The following is a 19,317-nucleotide window of genomic DNA, read 5'->3' as shown; positions in this document are numbered from 1 at the left end:
CCTCAGGAAAACCAACTTCAGAGGATTTTTATTTTTTTAAAATTTATAAGAAGAAAAAATATGGAAAAAGTATCATACTACACTGCTGAAGGATTAAAAAAATTACGCGATGAGCTCAATCAGCTGAAAGACGTTGAAAGACCTCGCGCCTCACAAGCTATCGCGGAAGCTCGCGATAAAGGAGACCTATCGGAAAATGCGGAATATGACGCTGCTAAAGAAGCACAAGGGCTCTTAGAAATGAAAATTGCCAAACTTGAAAAACTTGTGGCTAACGCTCGCCTTATTGACGAATCTCAGTTGGACGTGAACAAGGTACTTGTACTTTCTACTGTTAAAATCAAAAATTTAGCCAATAAAGCTGTACTTACCTACACCCTCGTAGCCGAAAGTGAAGCCGACCTGAAAGCAGGAAAAATATCAGTAAGCTCACCCATAGGAAAAGGACTACTTGGTAAAGAAGTGGGTGAAATTGCCGAAATAAAAGTACCTAATGGTACCCTAAAAATGGAAATATTAGAAATCACACGTTAATACAAAACAACTTACAACAAACTTTGTTAATGCTCTTTGCAATAACAAAGTTTTTTTTGTATCTTTGCCTAAATTATCAATCATAAGAAAAAAATGAAATATTTAATACACTTACTACGCTTTTTCCTTGGTGTAACCTTTATCATCAGTGGAATGATAAAACTCAACGACCCTATGGGTTTTGCCTTCAAATTGGAAGACTACTTTGCTCCTAATGTGCTAAACCTCACTTTTTTAGAGCCTTATGCTCTGGCGTTGGCTATCTTGGTATGTATAGCTGAAATAGTTTTAGGTGTTACTTTGCTTTTAGGCTATAAAAAGAAACTCACCTTGTGGCTACTATTGGCTATGCTTGTATTCTTCGGTTTCTTAACATTCTATTCGGCTTATTACAACAAAGTTACGGACTGCGGATGCTTTGGTGATGCTATAAAATTCACTCCTTGGCAGTCATTTACCAAAGATATGGTACTTTTAGCCGTAGCCTTAGTACTTTTCTTCTGGGGACAAGCGTACATCAAACCACTTGCTAAAGAAAGAACACTACTCTGCCTTACTATTTTATCAGTGGTAGGCTGTGGTATCTTTGTATATTATGTGTATAACTACCTGCCTGTAGTGGACTTTCGCCCTTACAAAATAGGTGCTAATATCCCACAAGGATTATTACAACCCTCAGGAAAAATAACTTACCATATGACGGTAGTTTTAGACGGTAAAGAAACTAATATTACCAACAATACAGGTCAGATTCCTAAAAATAGTAATGGAGAGTATGCTGAAGTTATCAAAATGACATCAGAAACTCCTAAACCTTTAATGCACGATTTTTATATAGAAGATAAAGACCGCAATAGCTATTTTGATGAATTTATGGACAAGGAAAAGCTCATCTTGGTAGTTGCTTACCGCATTGACCGTACCGATGAAGCTGCTTTTTCAAAAATAAAAGAACTGACCGATAAGGCTATGAAAGAGGGCTACACTGTTATAGGGCTTACCTCACAGCTGGATTTGGCACAAAATATCATCAAAAAATACGAACTGAACTTTGATTTCTATTTCAATGATGGCACAACCCTAAAAACAATGATACGCGCTAACCCAGGTGTAGTATGGCTGAATAAAGGAACTATCGTTGATAAAAAACACTACAATTCTTTATAATTGAAATAAGGGTGTCCAAAAGGTTTTGTTTTGTGAGGGCGATTTGCCAATCGCCCCTACAATGTTAATAAAAGTGATTGATTATCAGCTATAAACTTTGACAAACTTTGAAAGTTTGTCAAAGTGTGTATTATTAACATCCCCCCTTAACACATACTCCACTGCGCCAGCTCGCGGACTTCCTTCAAAAGGGGGGAGATGCCGAAGTAGTACTTTTAAAAACTTTTTGGACAGCCTCTTAAAACTTTTATTACCTTTAAAAAACGTATAATATGTGGCAAAGTGCCAATACTGATTTTCAACACTATTTGCGATTCCAACGTGGATTATCACAAAACACCGTAACATCTTACGGATTGGACATTGAAAAGCTGATAAATTACCTACAAAAATACCACATAACCGAAACTCCCGACAATATTACTGAAGATACCTTACGACAATTCATTTACCAAGAAGGAAAACTACTCAATGCGCGTTCTCAAGCCCGATTAATATCCTCTTTAAAGGGCTTTTTCAAATTTATGATGTACGAAAAAGGACGTGAAGATTTTCCTATGAACCTTATAGACAGCCCCAAAATAGGCTTAAAACTCCCCGATACGCTCTCTTTACAAGAAATAGACACGCTGCTGAACTCTATTGACCTCAGCACCGATGAAGGACACCGGAATAAAGCTATTATTGAAATACTATACGCTTGTGGCTTACGCGTATCTGAATTAGTGAACCTACGCCTCTCTGACCTTTTCTTTGAAGAAGATTTCATACGTATTGTAGGAAAAGGGAGCAAACAGCGACTTGTACCTATTGAGAAATACACCCAAAGGCAAGTGAAAAATTATATTGATAATCAACGAAAATATTTAAAAATAGCAAAAGGACACGAAGATTATGTATTCTTAAACCGCCGAGGGCAGCAACTTACAAGGGCAATGATTTTTACTATAGTGCGGCGTACTGCCGAATGTGTAGGCTTGCAGAAGAAAATAAGCCCTCATACTTTTAGGCATTCGTTTGCTACTCATTTGTTAGAAAACGGAGCCAATTTACGTGCCATACAAATGATGCTAGGACACGAAAATATTACTACTACTGAAATTTATATACACGTAGAAAGAGGTTATTTGAGAGAGGTGTTAGAGAAATTTCACCCTCGCCAAAAGATGAGCTTTACCCAATAAGCCCTTTTCGTCATCACTCATTAAACAATTTTTTGAGTGAAGTCTCATCTTATCGCAAGTGTAATAGTAATAATGTTGGTTAAATATCCTCAAAATCGAGATGTTTGTACCCGTTAGGGTTCTCGTTTATACGTGTTTCGTAATAATCACGTTTAAAGTCCTTCTGATGACGTTCTGATATCACTTCTTCTCCTCTTTCATCAAACACATAGCTTGTCATCTCGTCCAAAATTCCTTTGAACAACTCAAAATCTTCTTTGTAAAGATAGATTTTGTGTTTTTTGTAGTGAAACGACCCATCATCGTGAGTAAACTTCTTACTTTCTGTGATGGTAAGGTAATAATCATTTGCGCGTGTTGCCCTCACATCAAAAAAGTAAGTACGCCTGCCGGCTCTTAAGACTTTCGAGAAAATCTCCTCGTTGTCTAAAAAATCTTTTTCTTCCATTGTTCGTACGTGTATTAAATTATTAGAGTACAAAATTCTTTAAAAAGCTACAATAAAGCAACTTTTTCAGTAACTTTTTTATTAAAGAATAATTATTTTATTATAATTTTAAGATTTATATATTATGAAGAAGAAGAAGTAATCCTAAATTTATTAAAATTTAAACCGAATGAAAGACTATAATTTTATGTAATACTTTGCGCTATAATATAGCCTCCTGTCCAAGCATTCTGAAAATTGAACCCTCCTGTTATGGCATCTATATCTAATACTTCGCCCGCCAAGTACAATCCTTTGTGCAACTTGCTCTCATAGCTTTTAAAATTAACCTCTGATAATTTCACCCCTCCTGCGGTTACAAATTCATCTTTAAAGGTTGCTTTGCCATCAATAGGCACTTCAGTATGCGACAAGGCAAGTGCCAAATCTTTCTGTTGTTGCTTGTTAAGCTCTGCCCATAAAGTTTGGGTAGGAATACACACCGCAGCCAATAAAGCCAACCATAACCGCTTAGGAAGATCATAAAGCGGATAAGAAGCTACCGACTTACGTCCATTTTGTTGCTTGAAGTGCTGCAATGCTTCAAAAGTAGAATTAAAAGATAAAGAAGCACCTATGTTGGCAGTGAAGTTGATAGACAACACGCATCGGTAGTTTAGCTCAGCAAGCAGACGTGCCCCCCACGCCGAAGCTCGCAATATAGCAGGACCACTAAAGCCCTTATGCGTGAATAACAATGGTGCTGTTTCATTGATTCTTAGAGGCTTACGATTCGTATCAAGTAGTGATACCTCGGCAGTTACCGCTATCCCTTGCAGCTCTTTTACCCACATTATAGGCGTTTGAAAAGTAAATAGCGAAGGTACTGGCGGTACAATACTATGCCCCAAGCCCTCTAATAGCTGCCACATCTTAGGATTGCTCCCCGTAGTAATTACAAGATTACGACTGGTAAAAGTAGCCGTAGGTGTAGCTACCCTCCAAACGCCCTCGGCAAAAGTTATCTCTTTAACATTTTGCTCTGTAAATAAATCTATATCATTAGTTTTCAATTGCTGAAGAAAGCAATTAACAATTGTTTCCGAAGTATTTGAGGCAGGAAACACACGCCCATCTTCCTCTATTTTGAGTGCCACCCCGTGAGCTTCAAACCACGCCATCACATCGCCACACATAAACCTGTGAAACGGACTGAGGAGTTCTTTATGACCACGTGGATAGTTACGCACCAATTCGGCTGGAGTAAAAGTTGCATTGGTAAGGTTGCAACGCCCGCCCCCCGAAATGCGTACTTTTTGCAGCACCTCTTTGTTTTTTTCAAGTATTGCTATTTTCAGTTTAGGGTGCTCCTCAGCACAGTTAATAGCCGTAAAAAAACCAGCAGCTCCCCCACCTATAATTAAAAGGTCATACATAAATAATTAATAAAAAGAAACTTTGCCAAAGTCTTTCCTAAAAAAACACTTTGGCAAAGCCTGTTCAAAAAAATTACTTTAGTTTTATAAAGTTAAAATTATCGTCAAACTTTAGTTTTTGTCCATCAGTAACTTTTACTTTGTAAGTTTTTTTGTTGATACTGTGTGATATTTCTTTGATAGATTCAAAGGGGAAAGTAGCAGTTACGTGAGCTAATATTTTCTCAGGAACTACGTGATCAGGCACCTTTCCTGTATGTACTTTTATCTCTTTCCAATCACCTTCGCCGTTAAACTCTATTTCAAGCCCATCTTTGAAGATAACAGAATATTCTTCGTCTTTATAATCAACATCTTTCCATACCGAAGTGATGTCACCTACCAAAAAGTGTTGGCGTACGAAGTTAATTGCATCGGCAGGCAGCTCGTTAAAATCTACTTTTTTATCTTGTGCTGTAGCTACTTGTAGAGAAAAAGCAGCTAAGATAGCAAATAATATTTTTTTCATATTAGTCATCTACTTTTACAAATTTACCGTTTAGTTTAAATTCCAACTCCAAATCGTTGGATAGTTCTACCTCATACTTGTAGCTATTTTTGCTAATCTTTTTGATGAGCGCATTAGGGTAGTTACTCTTCACATATTTAGCGATTTTCGCAGGCACAATCTTATCTGAAACTGCACCATTGCGTGATTTCACCTCTTCCCATTCTCCTTTAGCGTCAAATTCTACCTCGTTGCCATCGGCAAAAAGTACGGTGTAGTCCTCCACTTTGCCGCGCTCGATGTCTTGCCACACCGATACCACTCCTTCCAACGAAAAGTGTTGTTTGATAAAGCCTTGAGCCTTAGAAGGCAATGATTGCACAGGCACCAGCCCATCTTGTGCTTGTGCCACCCCAAAAGCTGCCAATGAAAAGGCTACCATTGTAAGTTTTTTTACTGTATTCATCTTATTGATATTTTTTATTTTGGGCACAAAGATATATAAAAATACCTAATGTGCCAAACTGTTTTTACTATTTATTAGTAATTTCCTATAAGGTCGCCGTTGTGGTTGAAGTACAAATCTGTGTGCGATCCTATCAAATCTACCTTGTAGCCCGTATTAGTCTTTTTAATTCCCTCTATCAGGAAGCCTTTTTGGCGTACATAGTCGTCAATAGACTGAGGAAAGAAGCCTGTAGGTATTGTATTTCCATCTTCACCGTCCACTTCTGTCCAATTCCCTGCTTGGTCAAACTTTATTTCTGTTTTATCGCTTAGTTTAGCTTCAAAGCCCCCATTGTGGTCTTCTTTTTCTACCTCCTGCACTTTTGCTTGCGGAAAGTACGTTTTTATAAACTCATTCGCAGGTTTGGGCAACGAAGGTCCGCAAGACTGTAGCAATGCGAGTGCTCCTATTAATAGTACTATTTTTCTCATAATATTTATATTATTTGTTATTATTGTATTCTTCCGTCTATCATCACTAATTTTCTATCTGCCATAGCTGCAAGCTCCTCATTATGTGTTACGATTACAAATGTTTGCTGAAATTCATCACGCAGCTGGAAGAAGAGCTTATGCAAATTTTCGGCACTTTCCGAATCTAAATTACCACTTGGCTCATCGGCGAATACTACGGCAGGATTATTGATAAGTGCTCTGGCTACTGACACCCGTTGCTGCTCACCCCCTGATAGTGCATTGGGCTTATGATGAGCCCTCGCTTCCAACTGCAAAAACGACAACAACTCCATAGCACGCCGCTCGGCATCGCGTTTGTTTTCCCCCTTGATGAGTGCAGGTATACAGATATTTTCTAAAGCCGTAAATTCTGGCAACAATTGGTGAAACTGAAAGATAAAGCCTATATGTTCATTTCTAAACTTTGCTAAAAGTTTATCAGAAAGCCCGCTTATATCGGTATTATTGATAAACAATGATGTATCTGTGCGGTTATCAGCTCTATCCAAAGTACCCAATATGTGCAACAAGGTAGTTTTGCCAGCCCCCGATGCTCCTACTATAGAAACCACCTCGCCCTTTTCTACCATTACAGATACCCCTTTGAGTACCTCTAAATCTTTATAGGTTTTGTGAATATGTTGTGCTCTTATCATTCTTTTGCATTTTGATAGATATACACCTCAGTTGCCCCTATGCCATATTTGGCGTATTCAGCATCGTAAAAAGTAATATTGTTATACCTTCCTAAGAGTGTTTCCAACTCAATTCGCAGTACTCCCTCGCCCACTCCGTGAATAAAAACAACGCGTTGGCGGCGTTGGGCTATGGCAAATTCCAACTGCCTACGGGCTGTTTCTATTTGCAAGGTGAGCATCTCATAGTTAGTCATATGGCGCGGATTATTCACCAATTTTTCTATGTGTAAATCTACTTCCATTGGGGGGATTAGTTTGTCTTTTTTGCTCAAAGCCACAGGACGCTTCTTTTTCACTATCGAATCTTTTTGCAAACTCTCCTCGTCAATGGCTGTAAATACGTTGTGCGGCAGTTCTTCTTTCAGAACAATCACCTCATCGCGCCCTAATGTAAGTTCAAACCCCTCTTCGGTGAGCATTGTAACCTCGCGTGCTGTAAGCCTTATTACGTGCCCTCGTATCGTATCATCTATCGCCTCAATATAATCGCCAATATTCATCTTTTTATCCAACTTTTAGTTAATACCCCACTAATCGTTTTCTTCATTTTTAGGAGGTATAGAACGCGATATCATATAAATACCTATCATCAACAGCGAAACGCCTACTATAAGCAATAGCTGGTCGTATTGGGCAAACCAGTAGCGCGATAAAGCTACTGCAGCCCCTAATATTATCAGTGTATATTTCATTGTTTTATAGATAGAACCTCTTTTACCAATTGTATCATCTTAGGGGCGCCCGTATGCTTGTTAGGCTCATCTGATAGTTTAACGGTAGGTACCCATTCATTATCACTTGTAAGCACTTCGGTAAGTTTCATTACAATGTTCATCGGGCGTAATCCTACATCGTTAGTTAAATTAGTACCTATCCCAAAAGAGATTCCTATTTTTCCTTTGCAAGCCTCGGTAATAGCACGTACTTTTTCGGTATTTAGCCCGTCAGAGAAGATAATGTATTTGCTTAGCGGGTTGACACCCATTTTTTTATAATGGGCAATAGTTTTTTCGGCAAATTCTATAGGGTCACCACTATCGTGTCGCACTCCGTCAAACAATTTACTAAATTTCTTATCAAATTGTTTGAAGAACACATCGGTAGTATAAGTATCGGAAAGGGCAACCCCCAAATCACCTCTAAACACATCTACCCAATGCTCTAATGACAGTGCATTTGACATTTTGTAACTATATTCGGCAGCGTGAAACATAAACCATTCGTGGGCGTGAGTTCCTATGGGTTTCACTTTGTATTTCATTGCGAAATGCACATTGCTTGAGCCTATAAAAGAGCTGTTGTAGCCTTGCATTAGGGTACGCATTACGATATCGTGCACGTGATATGAATGACGCCTACGCGTACCAAATTCGGCAAATACTACCCCCCAATCTTTGTAAAAGTTTTCTTTTTCACGTGTATTGGCTTCTATTTGGGCATCTGTCCAACCTATTGCACCCGTCATTTTATAGTACAATTCACTAATTACTGCGAGCAAAGGCACTTCCCACAATATTGTGCGATACCAATAGCCTTCTACTGTTACTTGCAAATCATCTCCGTTTTGTGCAATTTTCACTTCGGAAGGGTCATACTTATAGCCTTCTAAAAAATCTAAGTATAGCGGACTTAAATAGGGGCAATTTATGCGTAAAAACTCTTTTTCCTCTTTGCTAAGTTGTAACTGGCTCATAGCTTTTACCGTTTCGCGCATTGCATCGGCAAAACCTGCAGGGAAAGAGTGTTTTCCGCGGTTGATAAACGTATAACGTGCTTTAGTTCTTGGGAATAACTGCACTACGGCGCACTGCATTGTAAATTTATAGAAGTCATTATCTAATAATGACCCTAAAATAGCTTTGTTCTCTACTGTCATAGTTTTCAGTAAATTATTAGTAATTATACCATATTGCGGGCAAAGATACAAAAATAATGATAAATAACAAATAAAAAACTTTGCCAAAAGTGGGTAGTTTGTTGAGCTACGACTTTTGGCAAAGTAAGATATGAGTAATTTAACTTCAGGTATTATTTGTTATTATTGTATAATTCGGCTACTTTATCCCAATTGATAATATTGAAGAACGCTTCTATATAATCGGGACGGCGATTTTGATAGTTTAGGTAGTATGCGTGTTCCCAGACATCAAGCCCTAAGATAGGGAAACCGCATTGCATAGTAGGCATTAGCGGGTTATCTTGGTTGGCTGTAGAGCACACCTCTACTTTACCACCTTTATGAACACAAAGCCACGCCCAACCAGAGCCAAAGCGGGTAGCGGCTGCCTTGCTAAACGCAGTTTTAAAATTATCAAAACTACCAAAAGCATCGTTTATAGCCTTAGCAAGCTCACCTGTAGGCTGTCCGCCAGCTTTAGGAGCCATTATTTCCCAAAAAAGATTGTGATTGTAATAGCCACCAGCGTTGTTTCGCACTGCGGCGTTGTTCATATCCAGCGTAGTGAGTATGGTTTCGATAGACTGGTTGTCTAAGTCGGTACCTGCAATAGCAGCGTTCAAGTTTGTAGTATAAGCGTTGTGGTGCTTGGTATGGTGTATTTCCATAGTACGAGCGTCTATATAAGGTTCAAGCGCATCGTAAGCATAAGGTAATTTAGGTAATGTAAAAGCCATAATATTAGGTATTTTAGTTTTTGATGCAAAGATAAAGAATCTTATTCAACAAATACCACAATTACAATCACTTTTATTGATAGTGTTATAACGCCAACGCCACTACGAGCCCTTCGTTGCCTCTTATATTAAAAACTGTATTGTCTTCAAAAATAAGATACTGCCCTTTGATACCCACTAATTTACCTTCATAATGTGGTGTTTGTAGCAGCTGTAGCGAACGTACCTGTGCAGGGTATTGCAACACCGGAAAGTGCAGATGCCACAAGGCTGTTTCTTCTGCAATATACGGTTGTACTTCTTGGGGGATAAAAGGGCGTAACTGTGCTTTTACGGCTTCTAAATCTACAGAAGTGAATTGATTGGTGAGCATTTTACGCCAATTGGTTTTATCGGCAATATGTTGTTTTAGAGCGACTTCGGCTATTCCTGCCAAATACCTATTAGGCACTTCGGCAATTACGAGTGCCTCGTGAGCGCCTTGGTCTATCCAGCGGGTAGGAGCTTGGCTTTTGCGGGTTACCCCCACTTTCACCTCGCTTGTATTGGCTAAATACACATAATGAGGCTGCAATTGCATTTGCTGTTCGTAGTTTAAATCACGCTCTTCTATATTCAAGTGGGCTTTGCTCAGTTCAGGATGCATAATCCAATCTGCTGTTTGTGGTACTGCAAAAAAACACTCTTTGCAGTATCCTTGTCTGAATATAGGCTTGTTCTCACCACAATTCAAACATTGGAAGTGTTTGAATTGCAGACTTATATGCTGTCCTATCAGCTGGTTCATCGCTACAAAATCACTTTCCATAGGTAGGTAATACCTTATGGGGTCTGCCCATTCTGTAAGCATTTTTTGTAATACTCCTGTAAACATTGGTCGTTAGGCGTTAGTCATTAGTAGTTAGTGGGTGTTGCCTTCTAATCATTAAGCACTAAATATTCAATACTATAATCATAGGCGTGTTTCTCATCTGCCTTAAAATGCTCTACCTCTACAAGTTTCCACTTTTTATAGTCTATTTTGGGGAAGAAAACATTAGCTTCTGCAAAATGATGATGTACCCGCGTAAGCACAATGCGGTTGGCAAGAGGAAGTGCTTGTGCATAAATCTCTCCTCCGCCGATGATATAAGGGTCGGGGTCGGTACATAAAGCCAAAGCGATACCCTCTTCCAGCGAATGTACCACTATAGCCCCTTCTTTGTAGTAATCAGCCTGACGAGTTACCACAATATGCTTGCGATTAGGCAACGGCTTTTTAAACGTTTCAAAAGTTTTTCGCCCCATAATGATACAATGCCCTGTGGTAAGCGCTTTGAAGTGTTTAAAGTCGTTTGGCAAGTGCCATAGTAGGTCTGCTCCTTTGCCCAATTCGTTATTATTTCCTACGGCAGCAATGATAGTTATCATACTGCTTGTGAATTGTTATTTTGTTGAGCTTTTTCTGTAGCTGCCAATTCGCGTTGAGCTTGTTGTTTTTGTTGTTCAAAATCACGTTCTATAGCTGCTTCCATTTTGATAATTTTCTTTTGTTGTGCTGCTATGAGTTGTTCGCGTTGTTTTTCGCGCCATTGTTTTCCTAAGAATTTACTAAAGAAGAAAACATTTACTGCGTGCCATAGCCACAAGAAGAGCCATAAAGCGGATAATAGCTGCCACCAATTGTATTCGGGCAAGTAATCTAACAATTTGTTAGCTACCCAAAAGAAGGCGCAGCCTAACAACATCACAAAAAAGTGAATGTAGAGCAAGCGTTTTTGTTTTATACGCATTTCGGCATTTTTGAAAAGCTCGTACTGCTCTGGTGTCAGTTGTTGTTTTGTTATATTCATATGATTTGATGATTTGGTGCCCTATGGCTATTAATTTATTAATCGTTTTAACAGGGGCTCTAAGCTTGGTTCTTTGCCTCTAAAGTTCTTATACAGTGTCATTTCTTTATCGCTACCGCCTTTGCTAAGTATTTCATTTCTAAAGCGCTCAGCTGTTTCGGTATTGAATATTCCTTTTTCTTTAAAAGCTTCAAAAGCATCAGCATCTAATACTTCCGACCATTTATAGCTGTAATAGCCTGCGGCATAGCCTCCGCTAAAGATATGAGAAAACGAAGTAGAAATGCAGCGTTCTTTGGGGATAGTTACTACATTGCCTAATACTCCTACGCTGTGTTCTACGTTTTTGGCAGTTCTAAACTCATCGTTGTATTTGGGGGTGTGCCAAGACATATCTATAAAAGCGAAATCGAGCTGGCGCACGGTGAGTACTCCTTCCATAAAGTGAGCTGCTTTTTTTATCTGTTCTACCCATTCCATAGGCAAAGGTTCGCCTGTTTGGTAATGCGTTGCAAACAAGCGCAAAGCTTCTTCTTCATAGCACCAATTTTCCATTATTTGGCTGGGTAGTTCTACAAAATCACGAGCTACGTGAGTACCGCTCAGTTCGGGGTAAGTAACGTTGGAGAGCAAGGCGTGCAAGGCGTGCCCAAACTCGTGGAAAAGTGTGCGGAGCATATCAAAGCTGAGCAGTGATGGGGTATTTTCTGTAGGGCGTGTAAAGTTGCACACAATAGCCACGTGTGGGCGTGAGTTGTTGCCGTCTTCGTCTATATATTGGTTTTTAAATACTGTCATCCAAGCTCCTGCGCGTTTTCCTTCGCGTGGAAAGAAATCGGCGTATAGCAAACCGAGGTAAGAGCCGTCTTTATCGGTAACTTTATAGGTTTGCACTTCGGGGTTGTATTTTTCTATGGTATCAATTTCCTGAAAATGAATGCCATATAATTTATTAGCTATAGCGAAAGCGCCTTTTACGGCATTGTCTAATGAAAGGTAGGGGCGCAGCTGCTGGTCGTCTATATTATACAATTTTTGTTTTAGTTTTTCGGCATAATAATAAAAATCGTACATATAGAAATTTTTGTCGCCATCTTCTTCCCAATAGTTTCCTGCGAAGTTTTTGAGCATAGTAATCTCGGCTTGGGCGCGAGGTAGCGCTTCTTCGAGCAGCGTGTGGAGGAAGTTCATTACCTTATCAGTATTTTCTGCCATACGATGTTCGAGCACAAAAGCGGCGTGATTTTCATAGCCTAACAAGCGTGCGCGCTCACGGCGCAAAGAAGCGATGCGTTGCAAGCAATCTTCGTTGTTATTGAAATTGCTATGTGAGCAACGCGATTCATAAGCTAAAAACAATTCGCGGCGTAACAGCCTGCTATCGGCATACTTCATCACTGGCAGGTAGACCGGTGCGCTGAGATTGAAACACCAGCCTTTCAACTCTCTTTTTTGGGCTTCGGCTTCTGCCAATGCTAATACTTCATTGGGGATGCCGCTGAGCATTGCGGGCTCGGTAATATGTAGTACGTATTGGTTGGTTTCGTTTAGTATATTTTCTGAAAATAAGAGAGTAAGGCTGGAGAGCTCACGGTCTATCTCGCGTAAGCGGTTTTTGCGTTGTCGTAAGGCGGCACCATTGCGCAGGAAAGCGTTGTGTATTTTTTCTATCAAGACGAGCTGTTCGGGGGAAAGAGACATTTTGTCGCGTTGCCTATAAATAGATTTTACGCGCTTGAACAGGAGGGCGTTCAGATAGACATCGTTGTGATAATCGGTAAGCAGGGGGGATACCAGCTGGGCTTGCGCTTGTAAATTGACTGATGTTTCGGCACTATTGAGGTTGAAAAGCATCGCTGTAAATCGGTCTAAACGAGCGGTGCTATAAGCTAATGGGATAATGGTGTTTTCAAAAGTAGCGGGTTTGTAATTTTTACTAACGGCGTCTATTTCGTCTAAACTTTCCTTAATAGCTTCTTCAATAGCAGGTTTGTAATCTAAGGTTGTGAATCGGGAAAAAGGGACGGCATCATATTCGGTACCGAAGACGTTTGCTTGTCCTAATTTTTTAGTTTGATATTTCATAAGTATTTTGCTTTTTGAGTATGAAATTGCTAAGTATTGGGTTTAGAATTTCAAAAAATAGAAAGATGTGCCCCTAAAGTATTTTTAAGTGCAAATCTTCGTTATATAATTTCATATCAATTTTTTAGGGTGCAAAATTACTATATTTTTTTGAACCTGACAAAAAAATATAACATTTTAGCGTTTTTGTTCGTTTTTTTTTGTAATTTTGCGGTATTGAGAGTTGGAGGGGTTGACTATCCTTCGCTCATCCTTCGCTCATCCTTCGCTGAAGGTTCGCTCGGGGTGGGGTGGAGAAACGGAATAAAAAAACTTAAAAATCTAAATAACAATGAAGCATTTTTTTCTTTTATCGTCTTTGTTCTTTTGGGTTGTGATGGCAGCTGCTCAAGAACCTACCGTGCCTGAGGCTAAAGATAGCCTTCCTGATACTCCTTATGAGGAGCCTTTTCCTTCAGAAAAGTTTGATGTTCCTGCGCCTCCACCTCCTGCTGAGATTCAGGAAGCTCCTGAACCTCCTGAACCTGATACGCCTTTGCATAGGTATGTTCCTGCTTATAGGAAGCCTTTTTCGTTGAAAGAAGACTTGCTTAGTCACACTGCTATAGGCTTTTACAACCTCAGTGGGGGTAATAGTAAGTATTACTTTATGGGTTCTTACAATTTTGAATTGGGTTTTAAAATAGCTCATTACATCAACAAAAAGAATAGTTTGAGATTTAATTACGCGCTATTGTGGCAGTTTAACAGCTTGTCTATCAAGAATAATCAGCATTTTGTGATCAATAATAACCAAACGCTGTTGGCTTCTTATGCTAATGATACTTCGGTATCTAAACTTCGTATGCACAACCTTGTATTGCCTCTGCATATAGAGTTTAACCTTTATCCTAACAGTAATATGCACTACTATAACTATAGAGATAGGATTAAACTGGGGATAGGTGTTTACGGAAGTTTGTCGCTGGACAGCAGCCAGAAGATGAAGTACAGCGAAGATAATGTGCAGTATAAGAGTGTTACTCGTAAGGATTTAGGTATCAACCAATTGTCGTGGGGAGGGTCGGCATATTTGGGCTATAAAGATGTAGCGGTGTATGTGCGTTATGCTGTAATGCCTCTCTTTGCTAATGGTGGTAGCCAGTATCCTTTTTCATTTGGGATACAGTTTTAAATTCTGAATTTTGAATTCTGAATTTTGAATGTGGGGGTGATTGACAAAATCGCCTGTATGATTCTGAATTTTGAATTCTGAATTTTGAATTTTGAATTTTGAATGTGGGGGTGATTGGCAAATTGCCCCTATGACTGCTAATATTTGTTATTCAAAAAAAAATTGTATATTTGCGGCTGCTTATAAAAATCGTTAATTTTAAGAAGATGAAAATACTAAAATTTGGTGGAAAATCACTTGCTAACAATGGTATAGATAAAGTTATCAATATTATTATTACTACACTGCAACAAGAACCTATAGCTGTGGTAGTATCGGCGCGTGCCAATACTACTGATGAACTGGAAATGCTGTTGGAAAAGGCTGCAAATGGCAATGATTATCTGCCTTATTTTGAAAAGTTTAAAGAAGAACAAAACTATAACTTTGAGGTATCATTGGAGAGCGAGCTACAACTGCTGGAAAAACTCTTGGAGGGGGTGTCGCTGCTGAAAGATTACAGCCCTAAAACTAAAGATTTAGTATTGGCACAAGGCGAACTAATGTCGGCAAAAATAGTAAGCGCTCTATTGCAACGCAAGGGGGTAAAGAGCCGCTTTGTAGATAGTCGTGAGATTTTTAAAACTGATGCGGTGGTGGGTAATGCGCAAATTATCAACGAGGTATCGGAAGCTAAAACAAGGGCACTATTTGCTACTATCCCTGCCGATACGGTGGCTATTGTTACGGGCTTTATTGCTGCTACCGAAAAGGGCGACACTACTACTTTGGGCAGAAATGGCAGTAACTACTCGGCTGCGCTACTTGCCAATTACCTAAACGCTAACGAACTGCAGAACTATACTCACGTAGATGGTATTTTTACGGCTAACCCTGAATTAGTACCTGAGGCTAAAATTATTAGAAATTTATCTTTTGAAGAGGCTAATGAGCTGGCTAACTTTGGTGCCTCGATACTGCACGCCAAAACGATTATCCCTCTCATTGAAAAAAATATTCCTCTGCGTATCAAAAACACTTTCAATGCTGAAGATGCTGGAACGCTTATCAACAACGAAAATACACAAGAGGGTATCAAATCTATTTCGGTACTGAAAAACAATGCTCTTATTGTGTTGGAAGGTCGTGGACTATTAGGCGAAGTGGGTGTTGATGCTCGTATTTTTAGGGCATTGGCTCAAAAGCAAATCAGTGTAAGTATTATCTCACAAGGTTCATCGGAACGCGGTGTGGGACTTGTGGTGGCTTCTAAAGATGCCCAACTGGCTAAAGCTGCCCTTGATGAAGAGTTTTCTCACGACTTCTATACCAATGACGTAAGCGAAGTTTCTATCATCGATAACGTGTCGGTAGTTTCTATTGTAGGGCAACCGCTTTCTACCTTCCATCACCCTTATAATGCGCTTATCCGCAACCAGATTGTGCCTTTGCTCATCAACAACGCTGTTACGGGCAAAAACGTGAGTTTGGTGCTGAAAACGGAGCTACTGCACAAAGCACTAAACGTAATACACGGCGAAATATTTGGGGTATCGCGCCGTATCAACTTGGTTATCTTTGGTAAGGGTACTGTGGGGGGAACACTCATCAACCAAGTAATTGAAGCTCACAACAATATCTTACAACGCAAAAATATTAGCTTGCGCATTGTGGCGATTGCTGATTCTCACAATATTCTCACCAACGCCAAAGGTATAGGGGCTCAATGGAAAGAGGATTTTGCCGCCCAAGCTGTGCCTTATAGCTTAGAAACGTTACAGGCATTCGTATCGGAACATCATTTAGAAAACCTTATAGCTGTGGATGTTACTGCAAGCAAAACGTTTGTAGAAAACTATATCCCGCTGATAAAGAGTGGTTACGACCTTGTTTCTGCTAACAAAATTGCCAATACGATTGACTACAGCTTCTACCAAGAACTGCGCGAGGCTCTCAAACAACATCAAAAAACGTACCTCTACGAAACTAATGTGGGGGCTGGGCTACCGCTGATAGATACGATACGCTTGCTGCACCATTCGGGCGAAAACATCACTCGTATCAAAGGAATATTTTCTGGTACGCTGAGCTACCTATTCAATACTTTTTCTGCTGAAAATAAACCTTTTAGCGAAGTATTACAACACGCTATCAACAGCGGTTATACCGAACCTGACCCTCGTGAAGACCTTTGCGGTAACGATGTAGGAAGGAAATTACTGATATTAGCGCGCGAACTTGACCTTGGCAACGAATTTACGGATGTAAAAATACAAAACCTTATCCCTGAGAACCTTCGTGAGGGGTCTGTTAGTGATTTTTTAAGTCGTTTAGATGAGTTTAACGCTCCTTATGAGGCTATCAAAAAACAACAAGCCCCCGACCACGTATTGCGCTATGTAGGCGATTTGCACGGCAACTTGGCTTCGACTGATACTGTACAGCTTGATGTATCGCTGGTATCTGTACCTCGCAATAGTGCGTTAGGGCAAGTGAAAGGTGCGGATTCTATTTTTGAAATCTACACCGAGTCTTACGGCGATAATCCTATCGTAATACAAGGTGCAGGTGCTGGGGCATCGGTAACGGCACGTGGGGTATTTGGCGACATCTTGCGCCTTGCCGAAAAATCAATACATTAATTAAACAAAAATAATATCTATGAAGTCTCAGCTAATTGTACTTGATATACAAGGAAAGCTGGCGCAAATAGTGCACCAGCACGAAGAGGTGATACGCAATAGTTGTATAGCTATCAACGGATGTCGCACTCTGGATATTCCTATAGTGTGGGTAGAGCAGTTGCCCGAAAAATTAGGAGCTACCCACCCCGATGTGGCTAACGCCCTGAGCGGAATAACACCGCTTAGCAAAAGTAGCTTCTCGGCAATGAGAACGCCCTCTATTGCCGAAGCGGTAAGGAACAACAATAACAAGCAGGTGATTTTGATAGGGATAGAAACGCATATTTGCATTTATCAAACTGCGGTAGATTTAATAGCCTTAGGCTACGAAGTGCTTGTCCTGACCGATGCGGTATCTTCACGCACCGAAAGCAATAAAGCCATAGGGCTTACAATGCTACAACAAGCAGGAGCTAAGCTCTTCAGTACCGAAGGCTTACTGTTTAAGCTTTTAGGAGACGCTACCCACCCTAAATTTAAAGAAATAGCTAAATTGGTGAAATAAAAAAAGAGGCTTCAATGAGCCTCTTTTCTTTTTCTTGTATTATACTATTATTTAGCCTCCCGGCGTACCATTACCTTGCTATATACATAAAGGGAAAGTGCTGCAAAAATACCAATAGCACACACCACATACCACAACTTGTTAGGCTCATAAGTATTCCATAGCAAGTCAGTTATTTGGCTTTGTGAAAGTTGTAGTTTTTCACTTGCTAAATTGAAGTATTCTTTTTTGGTAAGCCCCTCTGGCATTTCTATTTGTCGTTTTGCCATTTCGGTTTGTAGTAGGGTATATTTATCAGACCACTGTCCGTATAAATTCCCAGAAATGAAACCTGTAAGATAATTACCCAAAGCCACTGGCAAAAAGAAAGTACCTTGATAAAGCGCCTCTTTTCCCTTAGGTGTAATTTGCGCAATAAAAGCCGAAAGCGTAGGGCTTGCTGCCATTTCACCCACCGAAAAGATTACTGTACCTATAATCGTAAACCATACATTATTGAATATGAAAGTAAGGGTAACCCCTATAGTGCCTATGATAGTACCCCTAATCATAGCACTCACGTGAGTCATTTTGGTTACAAAATACGACACCAATACCTGCAAGAAGATAATCATAAAAGCATCGATATTCACAAACCATTCAGGTTTTACCTGTCCGCTCTCGTCTATAAGTGTAGTTTTTAGGAAAGGAAGATTATTGCTTATCCACGCACTTATTGAAGAAGAATCTACCCAATCTTCAATAAAATTGGGCAATGTGTAAAACAACTGATTGAACATCGTCCAAAAACCTACCATTAGTATCAGTAGGATTGTAAGGCGTTTATCTTTCAGTGCCTCTACAATATTCATCAATGAGTGTTTAATTTCGGCAAGAATAGGCTTTTTGTCGCGTTCTACTACTTTGGGCTCTTTATAGAAGAAGAGCACTACCAGCAGGTTGATAACCATTACAACGGTAGCCTGTAAAAATATAATTCGCCAGCCAAGAGCAGTACGCAAATGCGATGACATAGCAGGTCCTAAAAAGCCGCCTATATTCACCATCATATAAAAAATACCGAAGCCCATTGTGCTTGTAGTATCATCAGTATTGCGTGCTACCGTTCCGTTGATAACAGGCTTGAAGAAACCGCCCCCTACTGCGGCAAACAAGAAAACCATATACACTGCCCAATAGCTATTCACCTCACCCATTAAGTAATAGCCTATAGCCATAATGCTACACGAGATAACCAATGAGAGTTTGTACCCTATGCGGTCGGCTATAACACCAAAAATCAATGGTAAAAAGTACTGTATAGCCGTAACATTCCCCATAATAGTACCTTTTTCTATATGAGAAAAACCTACACCTCCCTCATCAGTAGAGGCTACTAAATAAAGCCCCAAAGGCGCAAATATGCCATAAAAAGCCCAGCGTTCCATTAGCTGCAAAAAGCTTGCTATCCAGAAGTTGAACTTAAAGGCTGTTAATGTTTGTATAAAGCTTCTTTTATTTTCTGACATAATCCACAATTATTAGCACA

General features: G+C 39.7%; 21 protein-coding genes. 6 read left to right on the top strand and 15 right to left on the bottom strand.

Annotation, left to right across the window (positions count from 1 at the left end; genetic code table 11):
- Positions 1-60: 60 nt before the first annotated feature.
- The 3 genes from greA to xerD all read left to right on the top strand — a co-directional run bounded on the left by greA (position 61) and on the right by xerD (position 2,885).
- Positions 61-534 carry a transcription elongation factor GreA gene (gene greA / locus J4N46_RS06455; protein WP_034557550.1) on the top strand — a complete coding sequence of 158 codons (474 nt, stop codon included), beginning with the start codon at positions 61-63 and terminating at the stop codon, positions 532-534.
- A gap of 93 nt (positions 535-627) precedes the next feature.
- Positions 628-1,701, top strand: coding sequence for a BT_3928 family protein (locus J4N46_RS06450; RefSeq protein ID WP_208058615.1), 1,074 nt, complete (start codon positions 628-630; stop codon positions 1,699-1,701).
- Positions 1,702-1,973: 272 nt separating this feature from the next.
- On the top strand, positions 1,974-2,885 hold the full coding sequence (gene xerD / locus J4N46_RS06445; protein WP_208058614.1) for a site-specific tyrosine recombinase XerD: 912 nt from the start codon (positions 1,974-1,976) through the stop codon (positions 2,883-2,885).
- A gap of 79 nt (positions 2,886-2,964) precedes the next feature.
- On the opposite strand, the gene J4N46_RS06440 is transcribed toward xerD, so the two are convergent.
- From J4N46_RS06440 to J4N46_RS06375, 14 genes are all read right to left on the bottom strand, one after another.
- Positions 2,965-3,333, bottom strand: coding sequence for a PUR family DNA/RNA-binding protein (locus J4N46_RS06440; protein ID WP_009416522.1), 369 nt, complete (start codon positions 3,331-3,333; stop codon positions 2,965-2,967).
- Between the two features lie 185 nt (positions 3,334-3,518).
- Positions 3,519-4,748 (bottom strand): BaiN/RdsA family NAD(P)/FAD-dependent oxidoreductase, encoded by a 1,230-nt coding sequence (locus J4N46_RS06435; protein ID WP_208058613.1) that lies wholly within the window; start codon positions 4,746-4,748, stop codon positions 3,519-3,521.
- Between the two features lie 73 nt (positions 4,749-4,821).
- The gene (locus tag J4N46_RS06430; protein ID WP_208058612.1) at positions 4,822-5,256 is read right to left on the bottom strand and encodes a PepSY-like domain-containing protein; all 435 of its coding nucleotides are present in this window, start codon (positions 5,254-5,256) and stop codon (positions 4,822-4,824) included.
- Between the two features lies 1 nt (position 5,257).
- Complete coding sequence (locus J4N46_RS06425) at positions 5,258-5,701, bottom strand: PepSY-like domain-containing protein (protein ID WP_208058611.1); 444 nt, start codon at positions 5,699-5,701, stop codon at positions 5,258-5,260.
- Between the two features lie 74 nt (positions 5,702-5,775).
- Positions 5,776-6,174 carry a PepSY-like domain-containing protein gene (locus J4N46_RS06420; protein WP_208058610.1) on the bottom strand — a complete coding sequence of 133 codons (399 nt, stop codon included), beginning with the start codon at positions 6,172-6,174 and terminating at the stop codon, positions 5,776-5,778.
- Positions 6,175-6,194: 20 nt separating this feature from the next.
- Complete coding sequence (locus J4N46_RS06415) at positions 6,195-6,854, bottom strand: ABC transporter ATP-binding protein (protein ID WP_208058609.1); 660 nt, start codon at positions 6,852-6,854, stop codon at positions 6,195-6,197.
- A complete protein-coding gene (locus tag J4N46_RS06410; protein WP_208058608.1) occupies positions 6,851-7,396 on the bottom strand; it encodes a Smr/MutS family protein in 546 nt (181 codons plus the stop codon). The genes J4N46_RS06415 and J4N46_RS06410 overlap by 4 nt, the downstream gene beginning before the upstream one ends.
- 30 nt (positions 7,397-7,426) lie before the next feature.
- A complete protein-coding gene (locus J4N46_RS06405) occupies positions 7,427-7,588 on the bottom strand; it encodes a hypothetical protein (protein ID WP_009416515.1) in 162 nt (53 codons plus the stop codon).
- Positions 7,585-8,772: a nicotinate phosphoribosyltransferase gene (pncB, locus tag J4N46_RS06400; protein ID WP_208058607.1), complete on the bottom strand. Its 1,188-nt coding sequence runs from the start codon at positions 8,770-8,772 to the stop codon at positions 7,585-7,587. The genes J4N46_RS06405 and pncB overlap by 4 nt, the downstream gene beginning before the upstream one ends.
- Positions 8,773-8,924: 152 nt before the next feature.
- The gene (locus tag J4N46_RS06395) at positions 8,925-9,530 is read right to left on the bottom strand and encodes a superoxide dismutase (RefSeq protein ID WP_208058606.1); all 606 of its coding nucleotides are present in this window, start codon (positions 9,528-9,530) and stop codon (positions 8,925-8,927) included.
- Between the two features lie 85 nt (positions 9,531-9,615).
- Positions 9,616-10,404, bottom strand: coding sequence for a DUF2797 domain-containing protein (locus J4N46_RS06390; RefSeq protein WP_208058605.1), 789 nt, complete (start codon positions 10,402-10,404; stop codon positions 9,616-9,618).
- Between the two features lie 44 nt (positions 10,405-10,448).
- Entirely contained in the window at positions 10,449-10,940 is a 492-nt protein-coding gene (locus J4N46_RS06385; protein WP_208058604.1) for a dihydrofolate reductase, read from the bottom strand.
- Positions 10,937-11,356, bottom strand: coding sequence for a 2TM domain-containing protein (locus J4N46_RS06380; protein ID WP_208058750.1), 420 nt, complete (start codon positions 11,354-11,356; stop codon positions 10,937-10,939). Before J4N46_RS06380 ends, J4N46_RS06385 begins: the two co-directional genes overlap by 4 nt.
- Before the next feature lie 36 nt (positions 11,357-11,392).
- Positions 11,393-13,447, bottom strand: a complete 2,055-nt coding sequence (locus tag J4N46_RS06375) for a M3 family metallopeptidase (RefSeq protein ID WP_208058603.1) — start codon at positions 13,445-13,447, stop codon at positions 11,393-11,395.
- A 331-nt stretch (positions 13,448-13,778) separates the two neighbouring features.
- Here J4N46_RS06375 and J4N46_RS06370 point away from each other — a divergent pair, with 331 nt between their 5' ends.
- The 3 genes from J4N46_RS06370 (at position 13,779) to J4N46_RS06360 (ending at position 17,789) form a co-directional block, all read left to right on the top strand.
- Positions 13,779-14,621 (top strand): hypothetical protein, encoded by an 843-nt coding sequence (locus J4N46_RS06370; protein ID WP_208058602.1) that lies wholly within the window; start codon positions 13,779-13,781, stop codon positions 14,619-14,621.
- 206 nt (positions 14,622-14,827) lie between these two features.
- A complete protein-coding gene (thrA, locus tag J4N46_RS06365) occupies positions 14,828-17,242 on the top strand; it encodes a bifunctional aspartate kinase/homoserine dehydrogenase I (RefSeq protein WP_208058601.1) in 2,415 nt (804 codons plus the stop codon).
- A gap of 10 nt (positions 17,243-17,252) precedes the next feature.
- Positions 17,253-17,789 carry an isochorismatase family protein gene (locus J4N46_RS06360; RefSeq protein ID WP_208058749.1) on the top strand — a complete coding sequence of 179 codons (537 nt, stop codon included), beginning with the start codon at positions 17,253-17,255 and terminating at the stop codon, positions 17,787-17,789.
- Positions 17,790-17,836: 47 nt separating this feature from the next.
- Here J4N46_RS06360 and J4N46_RS06355 read toward each other — a convergent pair whose 3' ends face one another.
- A complete protein-coding gene (locus tag J4N46_RS06355; protein WP_208058600.1) occupies positions 17,837-19,297 on the bottom strand; it encodes an MFS transporter in 1,461 nt (486 codons plus the stop codon).
- Positions 19,298-19,317 lie beyond the last annotated feature (20 nt).

The organism is Capnocytophaga bilenii, from assembly GCF_017565765.1.
In the GTDB taxonomy this organism is placed as follows: domain Bacteria; phylum Bacteroidota; class Bacteroidia; order Flavobacteriales; family Flavobacteriaceae; genus Capnocytophaga; species Capnocytophaga bilenii.
The sequence above is the reverse complement of the archived record's forward strand: the minus strand, read 5'-3'. Positions and strand labels throughout refer to the sequence as shown.